Annotated in this window: 14 protein-coding genes; 10 read left to right on the top strand and 4 right to left on the bottom strand. The window is 57.6% G+C overall.

The window, feature by feature from the left end; genetic code table 11:
- Positions 1-47 precede the first annotated feature (47 nt).
- Genes VL547_RS12455 through VL547_RS12440 form a run of 4 tightly spaced genes read left to right on the top strand, consistent with a single transcriptional unit; the run spans position 48 to position 2686 of the window.
- The gene (locus VL547_RS12455) at positions 48-1118 is read left to right on the top strand and encodes a Fic family protein (RefSeq protein WP_325578189.1); all 1071 of its coding nucleotides are present in this window, start codon (positions 48-50) and stop codon (positions 1116-1118) included.
- 42 nt (positions 1119-1160) lie between these two features.
- Positions 1161-1613 carry a methylglyoxal synthase gene (locus VL547_RS12450; protein ID WP_325578187.1) on the top strand — a complete coding sequence of 151 codons (453 nt, stop codon included), beginning with the start codon at positions 1161-1163 and terminating at the stop codon, positions 1611-1613.
- Positions 1610-2167, top strand: coding sequence for a hypothetical protein (locus VL547_RS12445; RefSeq protein ID WP_325578185.1), 558 nt, complete (start codon positions 1610-1612; stop codon positions 2165-2167). The genes VL547_RS12450 and VL547_RS12445 overlap by 4 nt, the downstream gene beginning before the upstream one ends.
- 15 nt (positions 2168-2182) lie before the next feature.
- Positions 2183-2686 carry a GNAT family N-acetyltransferase gene (locus tag VL547_RS12440; protein WP_325578183.1) on the top strand — a complete coding sequence of 168 codons (504 nt, stop codon included), beginning with the start codon at positions 2183-2185 and terminating at the stop codon, positions 2684-2686.
- On the opposite strand, the gene VL547_RS12435 is transcribed toward VL547_RS12440, so the two are convergent.
- Positions 2683-5655: a glycoside hydrolase domain-containing protein gene (locus VL547_RS12435; protein WP_325578181.1), complete on the bottom strand. Its 2973-nt coding sequence runs from the start codon at positions 5653-5655 to the stop codon at positions 2683-2685. The two genes, VL547_RS12440 and VL547_RS12435, sit on opposite strands and share 4 nt — an antisense overlap.
- 128 nt (positions 5656-5783) lie before the next feature.
- On the opposite strand from VL547_RS12435, the gene VL547_RS12430 reads away from it, so the two are divergent.
- Together VL547_RS12430 and uvrB are read left to right on the top strand one after the other, a co-directional pair.
- Positions 5784-6407 (top strand): acyltransferase, encoded by a 624-nt coding sequence (locus tag VL547_RS12430; RefSeq protein WP_325578179.1) that lies wholly within the window; start codon positions 5784-5786, stop codon positions 6405-6407.
- A gap of 65 nt (positions 6408-6472) precedes the next feature.
- Positions 6473-8512 (top strand): excinuclease ABC subunit UvrB, encoded by a 2040-nt coding sequence (gene uvrB, locus VL547_RS12425; RefSeq protein WP_325578177.1) that lies wholly within the window; start codon positions 6473-6475, stop codon positions 8510-8512.
- A gap of 7 nt (positions 8513-8519) precedes the next feature.
- On the opposite strand, the gene VL547_RS12420 is transcribed toward uvrB, so the two are convergent.
- From VL547_RS12420 to VL547_RS12410, 3 genes are all read right to left on the bottom strand, one after another.
- Entirely contained in the window at positions 8520-10706 is a 2187-nt protein-coding gene (locus VL547_RS12420) for a S9 family peptidase (protein WP_325578175.1), read from the bottom strand.
- 54 nt (positions 10707-10760) lie between these two features.
- Entirely contained in the window at positions 10761-13211 is a 2451-nt protein-coding gene (locus VL547_RS12415; RefSeq protein WP_325578173.1) for an AsmA family protein, read from the bottom strand.
- 73 nt (positions 13212-13284) lie between these two features.
- A complete protein-coding gene (locus VL547_RS12410; RefSeq protein ID WP_325578171.1) occupies positions 13285-14025 on the bottom strand; it encodes a ParA family protein in 741 nt (246 codons plus the stop codon).
- Positions 14026-14101: 76 nt separating this feature from the next.
- Here VL547_RS12410 and VL547_RS12405 point away from each other — a divergent pair, with 76 nt between their 5' ends.
- The 4 genes from VL547_RS12405 (at position 14102) to polA (ending at position 18465) form a co-directional block, all read left to right on the top strand.
- Positions 14102-14854, top strand: a complete 753-nt coding sequence (locus VL547_RS12405) for a Bax inhibitor-1/YccA family protein (RefSeq protein ID WP_325578169.1) — start codon at positions 14102-14104, stop codon at positions 14852-14854.
- 80 nt (positions 14855-14934) lie between these two features.
- Positions 14935-15252: a nucleotidyltransferase family protein gene (locus tag VL547_RS24135; protein ID WP_414648336.1), complete on the top strand. Its 318-nt coding sequence runs from the start codon at positions 14935-14937 to the stop codon at positions 15250-15252.
- Complete coding sequence (locus tag VL547_RS12400; RefSeq protein ID WP_325578167.1) at positions 15236-15574, top strand: DUF86 domain-containing protein; 339 nt, start codon at positions 15236-15238, stop codon at positions 15572-15574. Before VL547_RS24135 ends, VL547_RS12400 begins: the two co-directional genes overlap by 17 nt.
- Positions 15575-15603: 29 nt before the next feature.
- Positions 15604-18465, top strand: coding sequence for a DNA polymerase I (gene polA / locus VL547_RS12395; RefSeq protein WP_325578165.1), 2862 nt, complete (start codon positions 15604-15606; stop codon positions 18463-18465).

Genomic DNA, 18465 nt, shown 5'->3' with positions numbered 1-18465 from the left:
CTAACTAATTGAAAATAAGCGTATATTCGTGAAAACGCTCTGAGAAAATGGCCGTATATATCTACCAGCGTATAGATTGGCCCCGCTTTACCTGGAACCACGAACGCTTGTCAAAACGCTCTACAAAGGTAAGTCATCATCAAGGCCGTCTGTTGGGCCGCATGGAGTCGCTCGACCCGCGACTTCAAGCGGAGGCGATCCTCCGGATGCTGACGCTCGAGGTCCTGTATGCCTGCGAACTGGAAGACGACCCGGCTCAATACGCCGAGGTCAGGACAGCCGTCGCCCGGCACCTGGGTATCGTCATCGAGGACCCCGCGCCCGTCGGCGAAGCGGCGGAACGCATGGTGGGTATGATGCTCGACGCCACACAACACTATAAGACGCCACTGACCGAAGAACGCCTGTACGCGTGGCATCGCGCCTTATTCCCGAAAAAAGGGGGCGCGTGGCGGGAAAACCTCGTGATACAACCCCTCCAGGTTGTCGCCCGTCAGACGGTGCGTTATCAGGCGCCGCACTCCTATATGCTCAAACGGGAAATGAAGACCTTCCTGGACTGGTTCGCCACCGCGGAAAACCTCGATCCGTTACTGGCCGCGGGTATTGCGCACCTTTGGTTCCTGACCGTGCAGCCCTTCGAGGATGGCAACGGCCGCATCGCCCGGACAATCACCGCCCTCCAGCTGGCGAGGGCCGATGACAGTGCCCAGCGTTTTTACAGCCTGTCCGCCCAGCTTGCCCGGGAGCGCGGGGCCTACCACGATATGCTCGAAAAAACACAGTCCGGCTCACTCGACATCACCGAATGGCTCGAATGGTTCCTGCAATGTCTGGACAGGACCCTGACCGAAACCGAAACCCTGCTCAACGACATCGTGGAAAGGGCGAAGTTCTGGGAACGGACCTCCGGGATGTCCCTGAACGACCGCCAGAAAAAAATGCTCCTGCACCTCCTGGAAGAGCCCGGTGGTAAGGTCACCTCTTCATACTGGGCGCGGCACACCCGTTCCTCGTCGGATACCGCGGTCAGGGATATAAACGACCTGCTCCAAAAGGGCATATTGATCAAAAAACCGGCCGGCGGACGGAGCACCAGTTACACGTTGCTCGGATAGCGCATTTTTGCCCTATCTTTCGCCAAAACTAAACGCCCCCGCATGTATCAAAGCCGCGTCATCAGGAACAGGAAACGCATTGCCCTCGTGGCGCATGACAATAAGAAAAAGGACCTGATCGACTGGGCGCTGTTCAACCAAGCCGCGCTCTCGCGGCACGAGCTCTATGCGACCGGCACCACGGGGAAGCTGCTGGAGGAGCGCCTCGACCGGCCCATCCGCAAGCTGCTCAGCGGACCCCTGGGGGGCGACCAGCAGATCGGCGCGATGATTGCCGATGGAGAAATCGATTTACTGATTTTTTTCTGGGACCCGATGGAAACCCAACCCCACGATAGCGACGTCAAAGCCCTGTTGCGCATCGGCTGCGCCTGGAACATCCCCATGGCCACCGACCGGGCCACCGCCGATTTTATTTTTACGTCACCGCTGATGAACCAGGACTACGAAACCATTATCCCCGATTACAGCACCTACCTACAACGAAAGATATGATCATCGACATTAACCAGCAAAAGATCGCGATCGCCGACAAATACCGTATTTCCGTCAACGGTCAGGAGGTATATCGCGCCGCGCGCAAGCTCTGGCGCATCTTCGCGGAAGTCGATCTGTTCTACCGGGACGAGGGCGAACCGAGGCTGACCATCAAAAAGCGACTGTCGTTTTTCAAGCCGAGCTATGACATTTTCGTGGGCGGCGATGCGTATCGCTTCACAACCCGGAATTTCTGGAAACACGTATATCTGTGCGACATCGGCGCCGATCACTATGAAGTTTACGCCCACCGCGGCCGGAAATATTCCATATTCTGCAACGACCGCCAGGTGGCCTGGTGGGACAAGGACGCGGTTTCCGTGCTGGCGGGCGACCACTACGTCATTACGGCCGACGACGACGCGGACGCCGCCGTGCTGGTAGCTTTCTGCCTAATCATCGACAACTACCGCAGCGACGAGCACGACGACAAGCTGGTCAACTACGACGTGGGTAACCTGTTACAGGCAAAAAAATTCGACCCCTACTGGCAACCCAGGTCACGGAAATAGGCTTACCTTAAGGGCATGGCGATCCACCTCAGGTCCTGGCAATGGAGGGATGTCCCCCGGCTCGTCCACATCTGCAACAACATCCACATCTGGAACAACCTCCGGGATCAAATGCCCCGGCCCTACCGTACAAAAGACGCGGAAGAATGGGTGCGCTTCAACCTGCAGCAGCAGCCGCAACGGAATTTCTGCATCGACCTCGATGGCGAAATGATCGGGGGGATCGGTATGGTCCCCCAGCAGGACATCTACAAACGTAACGTAGAGATCGGCTACTATCTCGGTGAGGAATACTGGGGCCGCGGCTACGCCACGGAAGCCGTCCGGCAGATGGTGGACCACGTCTTCGCGACCACCGACTGCCATCGGCTTTTTGCCGAGGTCTTCGCCCACAACCTGGCGTCCATGGCCGTTTTACGCAAGAACGGCTTCCACCAGGAAGCCGTTCTGCACCAATCGGTATTCAAAAACAACCAGCTGCTGGATGGGCACCTCTGGGTACGCTTCCGCACCGCCTAGTCGTCCTTCGATTCATCGATGATCAACAACAACCCTTTGTCTTTGGCCACCGGTATGGCTCGCCCCGGTTTAAACTCCCGTCCTACCTGGAAGCCCGTGATCGCAGGCGCCAGCAACCGCGCCTTTTTGACATTGATCCCCAGCGCCCTCCAGTCGATGTTCAGCATCACCGCGGTATCCGCGGTCGCCCAGCTGGCCAGCGCCACCAGTGTCTTCCCCGGCTTCTTAAACACCGTCGCCAGCACATCCTCGCGCCCTGTGGAGACCGGGCAATGCCCGCTCCAATAGCCTATCATTTCCGACCCCTTCATGCCAAAGGCATCCCATATCCCCCAAAGCGGTCGCGGGTCGTTCACCGACGTCCAACCCAGCCGGTTGGTCATCCCATAAACCATGCCTCTCCAGGGATTACCGCCCCCCTGGAGCATTTCTCCCATGAGACCGAATGGTATGCCGCTGACTTCCGTTAAGAAAAAGTCAGGGCTGTTGTGCTCATAATCGAAGTACTCCCCGAACCACAGCCGGTTCAGGTAAGGAAAGTGTTCCATATACAGGTTGGCGCTGTTGTTCCATCCGTCGGCGGCGTCGTACTGGTTGGCCGAATGCAGGTCGATGATCCCCGGTCGCCCGTCCTGCGTCAGCACGCGTTTGATCCGTTTCATCGTCACCCTGTCGAAGGCCACGTCATCCAGGTAGATTCCGTCGATACCCACATGTTGAACCAGCCAGTTCATCCCTTCCACATAGTAATTGTGCCAGCGGTTCATACCGCTGTTGATGATGGCGGCGTCCTTGATTTCCGGCACGAACCACGCGGCGATATAGTCATCCCCCACGTGCTCCTGCAGCCAGGCAAAGCCCCCGCCTTTCCCCGGCGAATAGACCTCGTGGCCCAAGCTCCGGAGCACCGGCAGCTCGTAAGCGTGGTCCGACAACTCCCGGATGGTGTTGTATATCTTCACCTTGATCCCCATGCTGTGCGCGGTATCGATATACCCCTTCATCCGCCGCCATTCGATAAACGGATAGTTGATCCAGGGGTTGATCGGCGTCGCGTGGTGAATATTCACCACCGTAGCCCCGGTCGAATGGATCGAATCGAGCTCGTTGTATTTGTGGTAGAAGCGGTTGGCCCACTGGAAATCCGTATTCAGCGGATGGAACGGTGTGATCAACAGGTTGAAGTCATAATACAGCGTATCCCCCTTGTGCATCGTCCGTGGCCCCGTGTACGCATTCACCAGGATGGCCTTCCCCTTTTGCCATATATCGATCCCGCCCTTGCCGCCGTTCCCCCAGGACTCGGGCAGCACCAGCGGTTTTTGCAGATAGAAATTGGTGTTTAGCGGCCGCATATAGTGCTGATCGCGCAGCGAGAACTGCACGCCTTCATTCACGCCCCCCACCCAGGCGCCGTCCTGGTTTTTGTGGGCGACGTCCCATTTCCAGGCGATCGAATCCGGGCGGTAACCGCCCTTACGGTTCAAACCGATGAGGTACTTCGCTGCGTCCGGCTCAAGCGGCATGTGCCAGCGGGTTTCCTTCAGGTCTATGTCCTCGAGGGCGATCAGCCGCACCGTATACGCCAGGAAGCCGTCGAATTCCAGGCTGCCGTGTACGTCCATCTGCATGGCTGCGGATGTGCTCGTCGCTACCCAGGTAACCGTACCCGGTTCGGTTTCGATAAACCGTGCTCCACCGGGTATCATTTTAAGCTCGCCTTGAGCCGCCGGATTCAAATGGAAGTGGATCGGCTCCGTCAGCAGCGGATGTGGCGTCGTTCCGATAGACGTCATCTCCGGGGTGAAAAAGGTCCGTATCTGCGCGGGCAAACCGTCTTTCCCAATCGAAATGTCCCTGCCTAACAACCGCACCAACGAATCTCCCACGACCTCGAGCGGCGTATACGGCGCAATCACCGTGTTCTCCTGGGCCATCGTGGAATTCAGCCAGGACAGCCGGGTCATCTTCGCGGGTTCGTTAACCCCGCCGTTCACCGCGATCTTATCGCTCACCGTTACCGCCAGGTGTATCATTTTCGGCGCCGCGCCCTCCGCCTGGACCGTTACCACCCCCTTATAGATCCCCGGCTTCGCATCCCCCGGTATCGATACCGAACACCAAAGCGGCTGTACATTCCCCGCCGGCACGTCTACCACCGGCTCGAAGGGCTTTGCATCGTAAGTCATCCCCTGCGTATTCACGCAAAAGAAACGCCCACCGGGGATCACCTGACCCGAATCCCCTTGCCAATCGGCAAATCCGACGCGGACGTGCTTCAATTCCTTTAGCGCATATATCCCCAGCTGGAACGCATAATTTTCCCCCTTTTCTGCATCGCTCAGCGACACCGTGTCGGCCAGACCGCGCGCCACCCAGCGATACGGAAGGTCCCGCTCCATACGGATAGGGTAGCTTCTGTCCTCCGGAAAAACGATAAAATCCGTGTGTCCTTTTACCACCGCTTCCGTCTCCGCCCTCGTAGCGATGACCTCCATCGGGTAAAAGCTGTTGAAGGCATTAATGTATTCGATCGAATCCGCCGTAGCCGTGACCGGGTTCGCCCCCGGCCGCCAGGCGCTGCTGTCCGGCTTGAGGTACACGCCCTTCGGATAGTTGCTGCGGCCCTCGTTCCTATATGGCATATAGTACACATAGTACTTTCCGGAATGCCCTTTAAAATATATATCTCCCGCCTCCCGGGTTATGTTCCCGACGTATACTTCCTGTACCTTCCTCCCTGTCTCTGCCTCCTGCACGATCACCCGTTTCATTTCCGGCCGCTCGTCCCTCCTCCGCCACGGAATATGCGCCAGCACCGCGTCCCCGCCGCCCGCACAGCTCACCACCGCCCGTATGTCTCCCAGCGAATCCGGGTTCCAGGCATTGTGCCCGTCTCCATACGGCAAAACCTGCGCTGCCGCCGTGCCGGCGGCGCCCAACAACAAAAGAAGCAACCAGACTTTCATAGCCGCCGAAGATACAGACTCCCGCGCTGTCCCCGCGACCAGGCGGTCAAATATCAGGCAACCGTTTGCGCTTTTACGGTATCTTTGACGTGCAAGCAAAAACCTAACCGTTGAAGAATCTTACCAAGTTGTACGCAATTTGCCGTCAGGCCCATGCCAACTTCCTGCTCGTTTTGTTAAAGTACGTTTATTATAAACTCAAGGGCAAGGACATCCTTTGCAACTCGGGGGCCGTCATCAAACACCTCCACAACCTCACCACCAAGGGACAACTCAGGATCGGTTTCGATGCGGTGGCCTTTATGCACAAAAGGGACTTCACCGTTTTTAACCTCATGGGTAAACTGGAGATCACCGGGACCGTCCGGATCGCCCGCGGTTGCCGGGTGGCCATCGGTAACGAAGGCGTCGTCAGGATTGGCAACGGCACCTTCATCAACCCGTTTACCCGAGTCGTCATCGCACACGAAATGGAGGTCGGCGAAAACTGCGCCATCTCCTGGAACTGCCAGTTCCTCGACGACGACTTCCACGAGCTCCGGTACGAAGGCAAAAAGACAATCCCCTCCCACGCCATCAGGATCGGCAACAAGGTCTGGATCGGCTCGAACGTCTCCGTGTACAAGGGCACCACGATCCCGGACGGTTGCGTCATCGCCGCCGATTCGGTGGTCAAGGGCCTTTTCACCGAAAAAAACGCACTCATCGCTGGCAACCCGGCGAAAATTGTAAAAAGCAATGTTTCGTGGTGACCCCCCGCGCTTCATCCCGTAAACCCGGCATATTTTGGTAAATTTGCTGCCTTAACCTATCAGGCATGCCCTTCGAACTCGTCTCACCTTATGCTCCCGCCGGCGATCAGCCGGAAGCCATCCGCCAGCTCACCGAGGGTATCCGCAATGGCGAAAAATACCAGACCCTGCTGGGCGTCACGGGATCGGGCAAGACCTTCACCATGGCCAACGTGGTCCAGAACCTGCAGCGTCCCACGCTGGTGCTGACCCACAACAAAACACTGGTCGCGCAGCTGTACGGCGAGTTCCGTTCCTTTTTCCCCAATAATGCCATAGAGTACTTTGTCTCGTACTACGACTACTACCAGCCCGAGGCCTATATGCCCGTCAGCGACACCTATATCGAAAAGGACCTGGCCATCAACGAAGAGCTGGACAAGCTGCGGCTGCGCGCGACGTCCAACCTCCTCACCGGGCGGCGGGACATCCTGGTAGTCGCCAGCGTTAGCTGTATCTACGGTATGGGTAACCCCACCGAATTCGAAAACGGCATCATCCGGGTCGCACAGGGGCAGGTGATCAGCCGACAGGGCTTTCTCCACGCCCTCGTGAACGCCCTGTATAGCCGCACCCAGATCGACTTCAAACGCGGCACCTTCCGGGTGAAGGGGGACACCGTCGACATCAACCTCCCCTACGTGGACTACGCCTACCGGGTCACGTTTTTCGGGGACGAGATCGAAACCATCGAGAGCTTCGACCCCAATACCGGCAAGCGCGTGGGGACTATGGAGCACGCCGCCATTTTCCCGGCCAACCTGTACGTCGCGCCCAAGAACATGCTCCAGCAGATCCTTTACGAAATGCAGGATGAGCTTGCCGCCCAGGTGGACTACTTCAAGAGCAACGGCCGGTTCATCGAGGCCCAGCGCGTCAGCGAGCGCGTCAACTACGACATCGAGATGATCCGGGAGCTGGGCTACTGCAATGGGATCGAGAACTATTCCCGGTTCTTCGACCGCCGCAACCCGGGGACGCGCCCGTTTTGTCTCCTGGACTATTTCCCAAAGGATTTCCTGCTCATGGTCGACGAGAGCCACCAGACCATCCCCCAGGTCAGCGGGATGTATGGGGGTGACCGCAGCCGTAAGCTGATCCTCGTCGATTATGGTTTCCGCCTGCCCTCCGCCCTCGACAACCGGCCACTCAACTTCCACGAGTTCGAGTCGCTGACCAACCAGACCGTCTTTGTTTCCGCCACCCCGGGCGACTACGAGCTGGAAAAAACCGGGGGCGTCGTCGTCGAACAGGTCGTCCGCCCCACCGGTCTGCTGGACCCTCCCATCGAAATCCGTCCCAGCGACGGCCAGATCGATGACCTCCTCCACGAGATATCCCAACGCGCCGCGCGTCGCGAACGCATCCTCGTCACCACGCTCACCAAGCGGATGGCCGAAGAGCTCGACAAATACCTCCAACGCATCAACGTCAAGTCCAAGTACATCCATAGCGAGGTCCACACCCTCGACCGCGTCGAGATCCTCCGCCAGCTCCGCCTGGGCGAGATCGACGTCCTCGTCGGTGTGAACCTGCTCCGCGAAGGCCTGGACCTCCCCGAAGTCACCCTTGTCGCCATCCTCGACGCCGACAAGGAGGGCTTCCTCCGCAACGAAAAGTCCCTCACCCAAACCGCGGGCCGCGCCGCCCGCAACGCCGACGGCGTGGTCATCTTCTATGCCGACACCATGACCGAAAGCATGCAACGCACCATAGACGAAACCAACCGGCGCCGCGAAAAACAAACGGCCTATAACGAAGCCCACGGCATCCAACCCAAAACCGTCCTCAAGTCCAAGGAACAGGTCTTCGCCCAGACCTCCGTCCTCGACATCAAGGGCTACGATCCCCGCGACCCCTACGCCCTCACCCCCTCCGAAGATCTCGTCATCACCGTCAGCGAAGAACAGGAAACCTACCGCACCATCCCCCAGGTCGAAAAGGGCATCGCCCAGCTCAAAAAGACCATGGAAAAGGCCGCCCGCGACCTCGACTTCATGGAAGCCGCCCGCCTCCGCGACGAGATGTTTGCGTTGCAGAAGCAATTGGAGGAGATGAAAAAATGAGGTCCTCCTAGCGCGCCCCCGGCTCCACGTGGGAAGTCAGGTAATTGAGCCAAAGCGTCTGCAAGTGCTGCGACGTCCCCGCCCCTTCGGATATCCCGTGGGTCCTGTTGGGATACGCCATAAAGGAAAACTGCTTATTATACTTCACGAGCTCGTTGATGAGCGCCTCCGCATTTTGGTAGTGAACGTTGTCGTCGCCGGTGCCGTGGATGTACAGGAGGTTCCCCTGCAGATTGCGGGCGTAGGTGATCGGCGACCCCTTCGCGTAGTCCGCGGCGGCCTCCGACGGCAGACCCATATAGCGCTCCTCGTAGATGTTGTCGTAAAAGCGCAGGTTGGTGACGGCGGCAACCGCGATACCGGTCTTATACAGCCCGGGGTATTGGAACATCAGGTTGAGCGTCATGGAACCGCCGCCGCTCCAACCGAACACGGCCGTGCGGGTGGAGTCGATGAACGGCCACTGGATGACCTGGCGGGCCGCCATCGCCTGGTCGTGCGCGTTGATGAAGCCGACATTCCGGTAGATCGAGTGTCTCCAGGCCGCTCCCTTGGGCGCCGGCGTGCCGCGGTTGTCCATCGTTATGACGACGTACCCTTTGCCCAGGGCCGAATTGAGCATGCCGTTCTGAAAGGGCTCGTCTTTGGCCGTGGCCTCGGCCGGTTCGCCGTATACGTAGAACAGCACGGGGTATTTCTTAGTGGAGTCAAAACCCGCCGGCATTGCCATCACGCCGTCCATAGTCACGTTGTCCGTCGTGGTGACCTTGAACTTGCGATAAGTAAAACCGGTATGGAAGGGCTTACGTTCGTCGCCCGTGGCCGGGTACAGCTTTTTGTGACCGGCCAGTTCCACCAACCGGAGGTTCACGCCTATCCACAGGCTCCGGTTGATGTGCACCGCATAACGGCCGTCGGGGGAAATATTGTACGTGTTGGTCCCGTCGTATTCCGCCGGGGTCACCCGGGCGGTGTCGCCCCCGGACAAACCGGTTTTGTACAGGTAGGATTGTGTCGCGTCGTAGGGCGTGGCGTAAAAATACACGGTTCCTTTCCCTGCCGCGTCCACGGCCGCCAGGTCCGCATCGTAATTCCCCTTTGTAATCAGGGTCTGTTTGTTCCCGTCACGGCTGACCCGGTAGATGTGCCGCCAACCGTCCTTCTCGGTGGTCCAGAGGAACGACTTGCCCTGGTCGACCCATGTCCAGGGCGCCACGTCGTAGTCAAAGGGCGGCGATACGTCGATCCAGGAATCGGACGCCTCGTGATAGATGCTATGCGCGGATCCGTCGCCCGTGTTGCATAAAAAGATATTGACCTCGCTCTGGTGACGGTTCAGCTGGGCGACGATCAGCTCATTGCTGTTGCCCGCCCAGTCCATCCGCGGCAGGTAGTGCTGCTTTTGGTCGCCGGGAAGGTCCATCCACCGGATCTCCCCGCCGGCCACGTCAATCACGCCTATCCTGGCGGCGGAAGGATCTTCTCCCGTCTTGGGATATTCCACGGGCACCACGAAGGAATACAGCGAATCCGTGTTATCGATCATGTCAAAAAAACGGGTGTCCGAGGCATCGAGCCGCCAAAACGCGATGTGCTTGCTGTCGGGGCTCCACCGGAAGCCGTCCCGGCAGGACAACTCCTCTTCGTACACCCAATCGAAGGTGCCGTTGATGATGCGATCCGTCCCGTCGGTCGTGAGCGGGGTGATCTTCCCGCCCGCGATGTCTTCGACATAAATGTTGTGCTTGCTCACATAGGCGGCCTTGGAGCCATCGGGGGAGATTTTGGCAAACATCAGGGAGGACTCCGGCAGCCCTTTACCCAACTGGTGTCCCTGCTTGGCGCCCAGGTCGTATATCCAGTAATCACCCCTCGTCCGTCCCCTCCATACCCTTTTGGTGTTCGTGAACAGCAGCACCTTGGTCTTGTCGTTGGACCAGACCAGCTGGTCGAAGGTGGAAGGCAGCCCCGCACCCTTCAGGTCCGCATCCGTAAACAGGGTGTTTTGCTTCATCCCCGCCGAGGGGTCGATGGTCTTCATGCCGTCCGTTGCGTTCCAGGTCCACAGGAGGTGCGAATCGGGGAACCAGCGGGCCCTGAAAAGGGAAATATTCTGCGCCTGCAAGGCGTTAGCCACGAGTAACTGTACGGCGCCGGCCACGAGCAGCGCCAGGGAAATCATACGTAGTCTCATGGATTAAAACTAGGGAAAACGGGCGTTCGTGGTGTTATTTTTTGATGACCGGGTTTATTTTACCCCCGGCGTCTTCTTCTTGAACAACCCGAACTTATAATGCAGCGGCTCGTCCCCCTGGTTGAACGCGTGTACGTAGATACTCAGGCCGTGCCCGACGTCTACCCCTACATTTTCGGGCAGGCCTTTCCGCTTTTTGAGGTTGTTGAAGGGCACCTGTATGTCCGCATTCGTATACGTGCCGTCCAGCTTATAGGCGCCCGCCACGAACATTTCCAGTACCGTGGATTGTATTTCCATCCGGCCGAAGTTCGCCGTATCCCTCGAAAACTGGAACGTATCGAACAGCTTCGAGAAATATACGTGCGAAAAATCCCGGTTCTTGAACGCGAAGCTGCTCAGTTTCGTCAGCGGTGAAAAATCGAGCAGGGCGCCGTTGTCGATCGAGAATTGGAGCGATCCGTTCAGCGAGCCCGGTACCTTGCGCCCCTTGTCGGTGAGCGCCAGCGACAGGTCAGCCTGGGCGTTGAAGGTACCCGAAATATTTTTGGACGCCAGCGACGCCTGCCCGAAGTCGTCAAAGGCGTAAAACAGCGTGGGCAGGTCGATCCCGGCGAATACCGCTTTTAACCGTACCTCGTTGTCATCGCCCTTAGGCCGGATGCTCCCCGATACGTCGATGCGTCCCTTTGCGGTGTTGAGCGACAACCGCGGCAGGCTCAGCACACCCCGGTCCAGTTGTAACGCGGCCGTCACGTCGGTGGCCGTAAAATGCTTATAGGTAAGCTTATCCACCTGGAGCTCGGTATTGATCCGGCATCGCCGGATAAACCGGTCCAGCAGGCGCCCAGGCCCGCCGGACGCCCTGCGCGCGCCGTGGCGGCCGCCCTTGCCAAGGAACGGTAACAGGCTCGTGCCATCCAGCGCGGGCGAATAGACCTTCCAGTCCAGCACCATCTTACCCGTATCGGTCGCCACCTGTGCGATAAAATGCCGGGCAACTCCGGTGACAACCACCGGGCTTTTCCCGATGTTACCGCTGATCCGGTCCAGCACCAGGTCCTGGCGGTCCAGCCTGAGGTGTACCTGACCGTTGGTGATACCGACGTTCCTGGGCTCGTAGTTAATTTCCGCGTCGCTGATCCGGATGTCGCCGCTGGCCTCCGGGATCGGCCCCAGGTCGTCGGACAACGGGTACCGGCAGCGGACTTCCATGTCGACGCGCCCTTTGTCGAACGAAACGTCCTCGCTTTGGATCAAATCCCCCCAATCGGACACGGGGTTGTGTACCGACAAGTCAAAAACGAGGACCGCCGAGTCCAGCCGGACGATCTCCATCCGCCGGCTCAGGATAGGGATGCTCCCTTCGTATTTCCCCGTCACGGAATCGGCCCGGACTACGGAATTATCATCCCCGGGCGGCAGGCTGTCCCGTATATGGTTGTTGAAAAACCCGTTGAAAGAACAGTCTTCGATACTGCCGATATACCCCGACACCTTGTTGTGCGAGACTTGCCAGCGGACCAGGAGGCGGGGCTCGCCGCCTTTTTCCAACACGCCTTCGATGGCCGCGTCGACCGCCAGCGGTCGTTCAAAGTTCAGGGAATCCAGCTTCCGGCTGATCTTCCAGGGCAGCCAGGAACGCCCCGCGGCAAAGTCCAGCGAAGGCGCCGCAAAATGCAGGCGGAATACGTGCGTCGAGTCGAAGTGGAATTCCCCGTCGGCCCGAACGGCCTGCCGGCCATCTCCCGAAGGCCCCTTCGTCGCGGCGGCATACGGTTGCCCCGCGGGGGAAGCAATCTCAAGATTCAACCCATTGAAAGCCAACTTCTTCGACAGGGCCGAAAACCCAATTTCCCCTCGCGCATCAACAAGCTGCTCCCCCACAAAACTGCCCTTATATGTCTTAAACGACAGCGAATGCACGAGGGCCCGCAGGTCCATCCGCCAAATCGTATCCTCCACCCGGTCGAGGAACAAATGGTGTACGTCGATATTGTACAGCTTATGGCGGACTGAGTCCGCGAGCACAAAGCCGACCGCCCTGACCTCCACGCGACCCGGCAATACGGGCTCCCCGCCAGGGCCAGCCCGCCCGGCCGCCTTCCGGCTTGCCCAGACGTAGCCGTTATAGTAACCGCTGGTATCCCGGTAGAGATAGAACGAGCCGTTCTCGAGGACGACCTTCCGGATGCCGTGCAAAGAAGGTACGATCCGCACCCGTTCCAGGTAGACGGTATGACGTCCCTGGCGCGCATAGACCGAGTCGTCGATCGTCACCTCGTTGACCTGGAGGGAAGGATAGGGAAAGCTCGCCAGCAGATTGAGGCTGATGTCCCGGATGTGGATTTGCCCTTTGAACCGTTCGTTCAGGAAGTCATTGGTCCTCGCGGTCAATTCCCGCTTGTGTGTGGTATAATAGAGGAACGCGACCGCCAGAAGGATCAGCCAGAGGAGCAGCAGGCCGGCCAGGATGCGTAAACCGTATCGGAGGACCTTGGGCATAACCTATACAGTAACCAATTTGCGCGCCAGGCATGTCGCCCCAGGCGCGCCGACACGCCGTTTCGCCGTGGTCTCAGAGCACGCCTTCCTTGATCTCCGCCCACAGATCCCTATAACATTGCGCCGCGTAGCTGGAACGCGCAAAAACTTCCACAGGCGCCTGGTAAATCCCCATTTTCTCGACGTCCGAGAGATAGGGAATATAGCTCTGAAAAAAGTGCTTGTCCTTGTACAGGGTTTCCATGATCTCGTTGTGCATGGTCTTGCGCAGGTCCACCATGGTAAAAAAACACGTCAGCTTTGCCAGGTCGAGCTCCTTTTCCTTGAAAAAGGCCTTTACCATCTCGTATGTCCTCACCGACAGCGTCGTCGGAATCACCGGCATCAATACGATGTCCGCCGCCAGGATGATATTCTCCGCCAACCCCGACAGGCCCGGGGGACAGTCCATGAAGATGAAGTCGTAGTCCTTTTTGAAATTCTGGATCACGTGTTTCAACCGCTTCCTGGAATTCCTCATCTCATCGAGCATAATGTCCAGGCTCTTGGCCGACTGGTCCGCCGGGATGATGTCCAGGTGGTCATAGTCGGTGGTCATGACAACCTCTTCCACGTCGGACGATTGCGTAATGAAATTCTTTATACCCCCCTTGAGCTTCGGTTTGACCTGGTAATAAAACGTCGTCGACCCCTGCGGATCCAGGTCCCAAAGTAAGGTATCATAGCCATCCAGGGCCGAAAGGTAGGCGAAATTCACGCAGCCGGCCGTCTTTCCCACACCCCCTTTCAGGTTATACAAAGCGATGGTTGTCATGCTCCAATATAAGATTTTTCTTAACACCTAAATCGACATAATATATGTAAATTGCACGTCTAATCAGTTTACACAAATGGCAAACAACATTAACCTCTCCAAAGACCAGTACAACACGGAGAAAGTAACGTACCTGAATGAGTTCGAGACGGGCGCCATAGCGAAATCCTTTATGGCCAATGTATTTACGTTCATGGGTCTCGGCCTTGTCGTTTCCGGCATCGTCGCGTACATATTCGCTAATAATATCGGGCTGTTGCAACTGCTCATCAACCCCGTCACCGGCGGTTCGACCGGTCTCGGGATGATCGTCATGTTTGCGCCCCTCGCCTTCATCCTGGTAATGAACTTCGGTTTCAACCGGCTGTCCGCGGCGGTCATGGGTATCCTTTTCCTGGCTCTCTGTATCGTCATGGGTATGAGCCTTAGCTTCATATTCCTGGTCTATACCGCGGGCTCGCTGTACACCTGCTTTTTCTCCGCCGCCGCGATGTTCGGCGTCATGGCGGTAATGGGCTACACAACCACCAAGGACCTCACCGCCTTTGGCAGCATCATGATCATGGGCCTCATCGGGATGGTCGTCGCTATCGTCATCAACTTCTTCCTCCACAGCCAAATGCTGGATTATGTAATCAGCCTCGTCGGCGTCCTGGTCTTTACCGGCCTCACCGCCTACAAAGTCCAGATGCTCAAAAATCTCGGCGCCCAGCTCGACGCGAACAACCCCAGCACCCTCAAGATCGCCATCTACGGCGCCATGAGCCTCTACATCACCTTCATCAACCTTTTCCTCTCCCTGCTCCGCGTTTTCGGACGCCGCCGCTAAGGAGTCGACTACGGAAAACATACTCGAACGGGCCTCGCAAAACGGGGCCCGTTTTATATTATAAAAGGTATATTTGTATCGTGGGACCGACAATATTCAATAGGACCGACCTCCTTCAGCGACTTTCCGAGCACAGTCCGGAAATCAAGACGTTTGGGGTAAGCCAATTGGGCTTGTTTGGCTCCTTTGCAAGGGATACAAAAGTTACCAGCGAAAGCGATGTCGATTTTCTCGTGGACTTTGAAAGCGGCAAGAAAACCTATGATAATTTTATAGAGCTTTCTTTTTTTCTCGAAGATCTGTTAGGTCGAAAGGTAGACCTCGTCACCCCACAATCCCTTAGCAAATATATCGGTCCGCACATCCTAAAGGAGGTTCAACATGTCCCTCTCCCATAGTGACCTCTTGCGGCACATCCTGGATGAAACCAACTTTCTCTTGAAGGCTACCTCCGGCAAAAATCAAACCGAGATTGCCCAGGACGAGCTATTGTCCCGCGCGGTCATCCGAAGTCTGGAAATCATAGGCGAAGCTTCAAAGCGCCTCGATAGCACGTTCAGGGAGAATCATCCCCAGGTCGAATGGAAGAAAATGGCTGGTACACGAGATCGGCTCATCCACGACTATTTCGGTGTCGACTACGAAATCCTTTGGGACATCTTCGAAAACAAATTGCCGACGCTCAAAAAGACAATCGAAGGTATATTGGCGCAGCAATAACGGGGCAAAAAAACGCTAAATTCGCGGTTATGGACACCACCCCAAAGAAACTCTTCCTCCTCGACGCCATGGCCCTCGTCTACCGCGCCTACTTCGCGCTGATAAGGAACCCGCGGCTCACGTCGAAGGGACGTAATACGAATGCCCAGTTCGGTTTTACGACGACTTTATTCGACCTGATAAATAAAGAAAAACCCACGCACATGGCGGTGGCCTTCGATACCGAGGCGCCGACGGAAAGACATACCGACTTCACGGCCTATAAGGCGAACCGGCAGGAGGCGCCGGAGGACCTGACGGACGCGCTCCCGGACATCAAACGCATCATCCAGGGGTTCAACATCCCGGTGGTGGAGGTGGACGGTTACGAGGCGGACGACGTCATCGGGACGCTCGCCTGGGAGGCCGAGGCCGCGGGGTACGAGGTCTATATGGTGACCCCGGATAAGGACTATGGCCAGCTCGTTACCGACAAGGTGTTTATCTATAAGCCCCCCTATATGGGCAACAAAGAGGAGATCATGGGCCCTAAAGAGGTCTGCGAAAAATGGGACATCCCCTCCGTGGACAAGGTGATCGACATCCTCGGGCTGATGGGCGACGCCGTGGACAATATCCCCGGCATCAAAGGGGTAGGCGAAAAAACGGCAGCCAAACTGCTCAAGGACTGGGGTAGTCTCGAGAACGTCCTGGCCAACGCGGGGGAAATAAAGGGCGCCATGGGTGAAAAGATCCGCAACGGCACCGAAGACGCCATCATGTCAAAGAAGCTGGCCACCATCATCACCAACGTCCCCGTGGAATTCCACGAGGAGAACTTCCGGTTGAAAGAGTGGAACAAGCCGGAGCTGACGGAGATTTTTAACGAGCTGGAGTTCAAAACGCTGGCCAAACGCATCCTGGGAGAAGAAGGCCCCTCGGAAACGCCGCAGGCACCCGCGGCGAAGGGCCGGAAAGCCGCACAGCCGACTGCACAGGGAAGCCTGTTCGGCGATGAAACACCCGCGGGTGACCCGCCGGCAGTGGAAGATTTCTCGACGGGAGGCCCCGAAGACGTTACCCTCGTCGCCGAGCGGAATATCCACAATACACCCCACGAATACGTCCTCGTCCAAACCCCCGACGAGCTGGACGCCCTATTGACAAGGCTCCAAACCGAACCGGAGATCTGTTTCGACACCGAAACCACCGGCACCGACCCCAACGACGCCGAGCTCGTAGGGATGAGCTTTGCCGTCACCGCGGGTCACGGCTGGTACATACCCGTCCCCGCGGACCAGGACAAGGCAAAAGCCCTGGTCGCCCGGTTCGGTCCGCTCTTCCAGCGAAAAGACGTGCGATGGGTGGGCCAGAACCTGAAGTACGACCTCACCATGCTCAAATGGTACGGCGCCCGCCTGGATGGCGACACCTTCGACACGATGCTCGCGCATTATGTCATCGAACCCGCGGAGAACCGGCGCAGTATGGACTACCTCAGCACCAAGTACCTGAGTTACGAACCCGTCCACATCGAGGAATTGATCGGCAAGAAGGGGAAGGGCCAGGGGAACATGCGGGACGTCGCCTTTGAAAAGATCAAGGACTACGCGGCCGAAGACGCGGACATAACCCTCCAGCTCAAACAGGTCTTTATTCCCCAGTTGAAAGGAAAAGAGGTCGAGAAGGTCTTTTTCGCGGTCGAAAACCCGCTGGTCAAAGTCCTCACCGATATGGAATTCGAGGGCATACGCGTGGACCAGAACTTTTTGAACGACTATTCCAAGGAGCTCGACCGGGAAGCCCGGGAAGCGGAAGAGCGGGTGTACAAGCACGCCGGCGTACGCTTCAACCTGGCTTCGCCCAAACAGCTGGGGGAGGTGCTTTTTGAAAAGCTCCAGCTGGATCCCAAGGCTAAAAAGACCCGGACCGGCCAATACGCCACCGGCGAAGAAGTGCTGCTCAGACACGCCGGTCACCAGATCGTGGACGACATCCTCATCTACCGTGAGCTGACCAAGCTGAAATCGACTTATGTAGATGCCCTGCCAGCCCTGGTCAACCGCAAAACCGGACGCGTCCACACCTCCTACAACCAGGCCGTTGCGGTGACGGGCCGGCTTAGCTCGAATAACCCCAACCTCCAGAATATCCCCGTGCGCACCGACCGCGGGAAGGAAATCCGCAAGGCCTTTATCCCCCGCGATGCCGACCACGTACTGGTCAGCGCGGACTATTCGCAGATCGAGCTTCGGATCGTGGCCGCTGTCAGCGGAGACCCCGCCATGTGCGAGGCCTTCCGGTCCGGCAAGGACATCCACACCGCCACCGCCGCCAAGGTGTACAACAAGGCGGAAGAGGAAGTGACAAAGGTCGAACGCTACAAGGCCAAGAGCGTCAACTTCGGTATCATATACGGCCAGGGCGCCTTTGGGCTCGCCGACAACCTCAAGATCAGCCGGGGGGAAGCCAAGGAAATCATCGACAACTATAAAAAGCAATTTGCCGGCATCCAGCGGTATATGGACGACACCATCAACTTCGCCAAGGAGCATGGCTACGTCCAAACGCTCATGGGTCGCAAGCGTTGGTTGCCGGACATCAATTCCGCCAATTTCTCCGTACGGGGTTTTGCCGAGCGCAACGCCATCAATTCCCCGATACAGGGCACCGCGGCGGACATGATCAAGCTCGCCATGATCCGCGTTCACGAGGCCTTTCAGAAAGCGGGATTCCGGTCGAAGATGCTGCTTCAGGTGCACGACGAATTGGTTTTCGACGCCCCCCGCAGCGAAATAGACATCATAAAACCCGTCATCCTGGAATGTATGCAGGGCGCGTTACCGTTGCCCAACGACGTTCCGGTCATTGCAGAAGTAGGTTATGGCGACAACTGGCTGGAGGCACACTAG

The sequence above is a fragment of the Dinghuibacter sp. genome, from assembly GCF_035492835.1.
Taxonomy (GTDB): domain Bacteria; phylum Bacteroidota; class Bacteroidia; order Chitinophagales; family Chitinophagaceae; genus Dinghuibacter.
The sequence above is the reverse complement of the archived record's forward strand: the minus strand, read 5'-3'. Positions and strand labels throughout refer to the sequence as shown.

Excerpts from the sequence above, each read along its gene's own strand:
- VL547_RS12455 (WP_325578189.1), top strand. The coding sequence starts at position 48 with ATGGCCGTATATATCTACCAGCGTATAGATTGGCCCCGCTTTACCTGG.
- VL547_RS12450 (WP_325578187.1), top strand. The coding sequence starts at position 1,161 with ATGTATCAAAGCCGCGTCATCAGGAACAGGAAACGCATTGCCCTCGTG.
- VL547_RS12445 (WP_325578185.1), top strand. The coding sequence starts at position 1,610 with ATGATCATCGACATTAACCAGCAAAAGATCGCGATCGCCGACAAATAC.
- VL547_RS12440 (WP_325578183.1), top strand. The coding sequence starts at position 2,183 with ATGGCGATCCACCTCAGGTCCTGGCAATGGAGGGATGTCCCCCGGCTC.
- VL547_RS12435 (WP_325578181.1), bottom strand. The coding sequence starts at position 5,655 with ATGAAAGTCTGGTTGCTTCTTTTGTTGTTGGGCGCCGCCGGCACGGCG.
- uvrB (WP_325578177.1), top strand. The coding sequence starts at position 6,473 with ATGCCCTTCGAACTCGTCTCACCTTATGCTCCCGCCGGCGATCAGCCG.
- VL547_RS12420 (WP_325578175.1), bottom strand. The coding sequence starts at position 10,706 with ATGAGACTACGTATGATTTCCCTGGCGCTGCTCGTGGCCGGCGCCGTA.
- VL547_RS12415 (WP_325578173.1), bottom strand. The coding sequence starts at position 13,211 with ATGCCCAAGGTCCTCCGATACGGTTTACGCATCCTGGCCGGCCTGCTG.
- VL547_RS12410 (WP_325578171.1), bottom strand. The coding sequence starts at position 14,025 with ATGACAACCATCGCTTTGTATAACCTGAAAGGGGGTGTGGGAAAGACG.
- VL547_RS12405 (WP_325578169.1), top strand. The coding sequence starts at position 14,102 with ATGGCAAACAACATTAACCTCTCCAAAGACCAGTACAACACGGAGAAA.
- VL547_RS12400 (WP_325578167.1), top strand. The coding sequence starts at position 15,236 with ATGTCCCTCTCCCATAGTGACCTCTTGCGGCACATCCTGGATGAAACC.
- polA (WP_325578165.1), top strand. The coding sequence starts at position 15,604 with ATGGACACCACCCCAAAGAAACTCTTCCTCCTCGACGCCATGGCCCTC.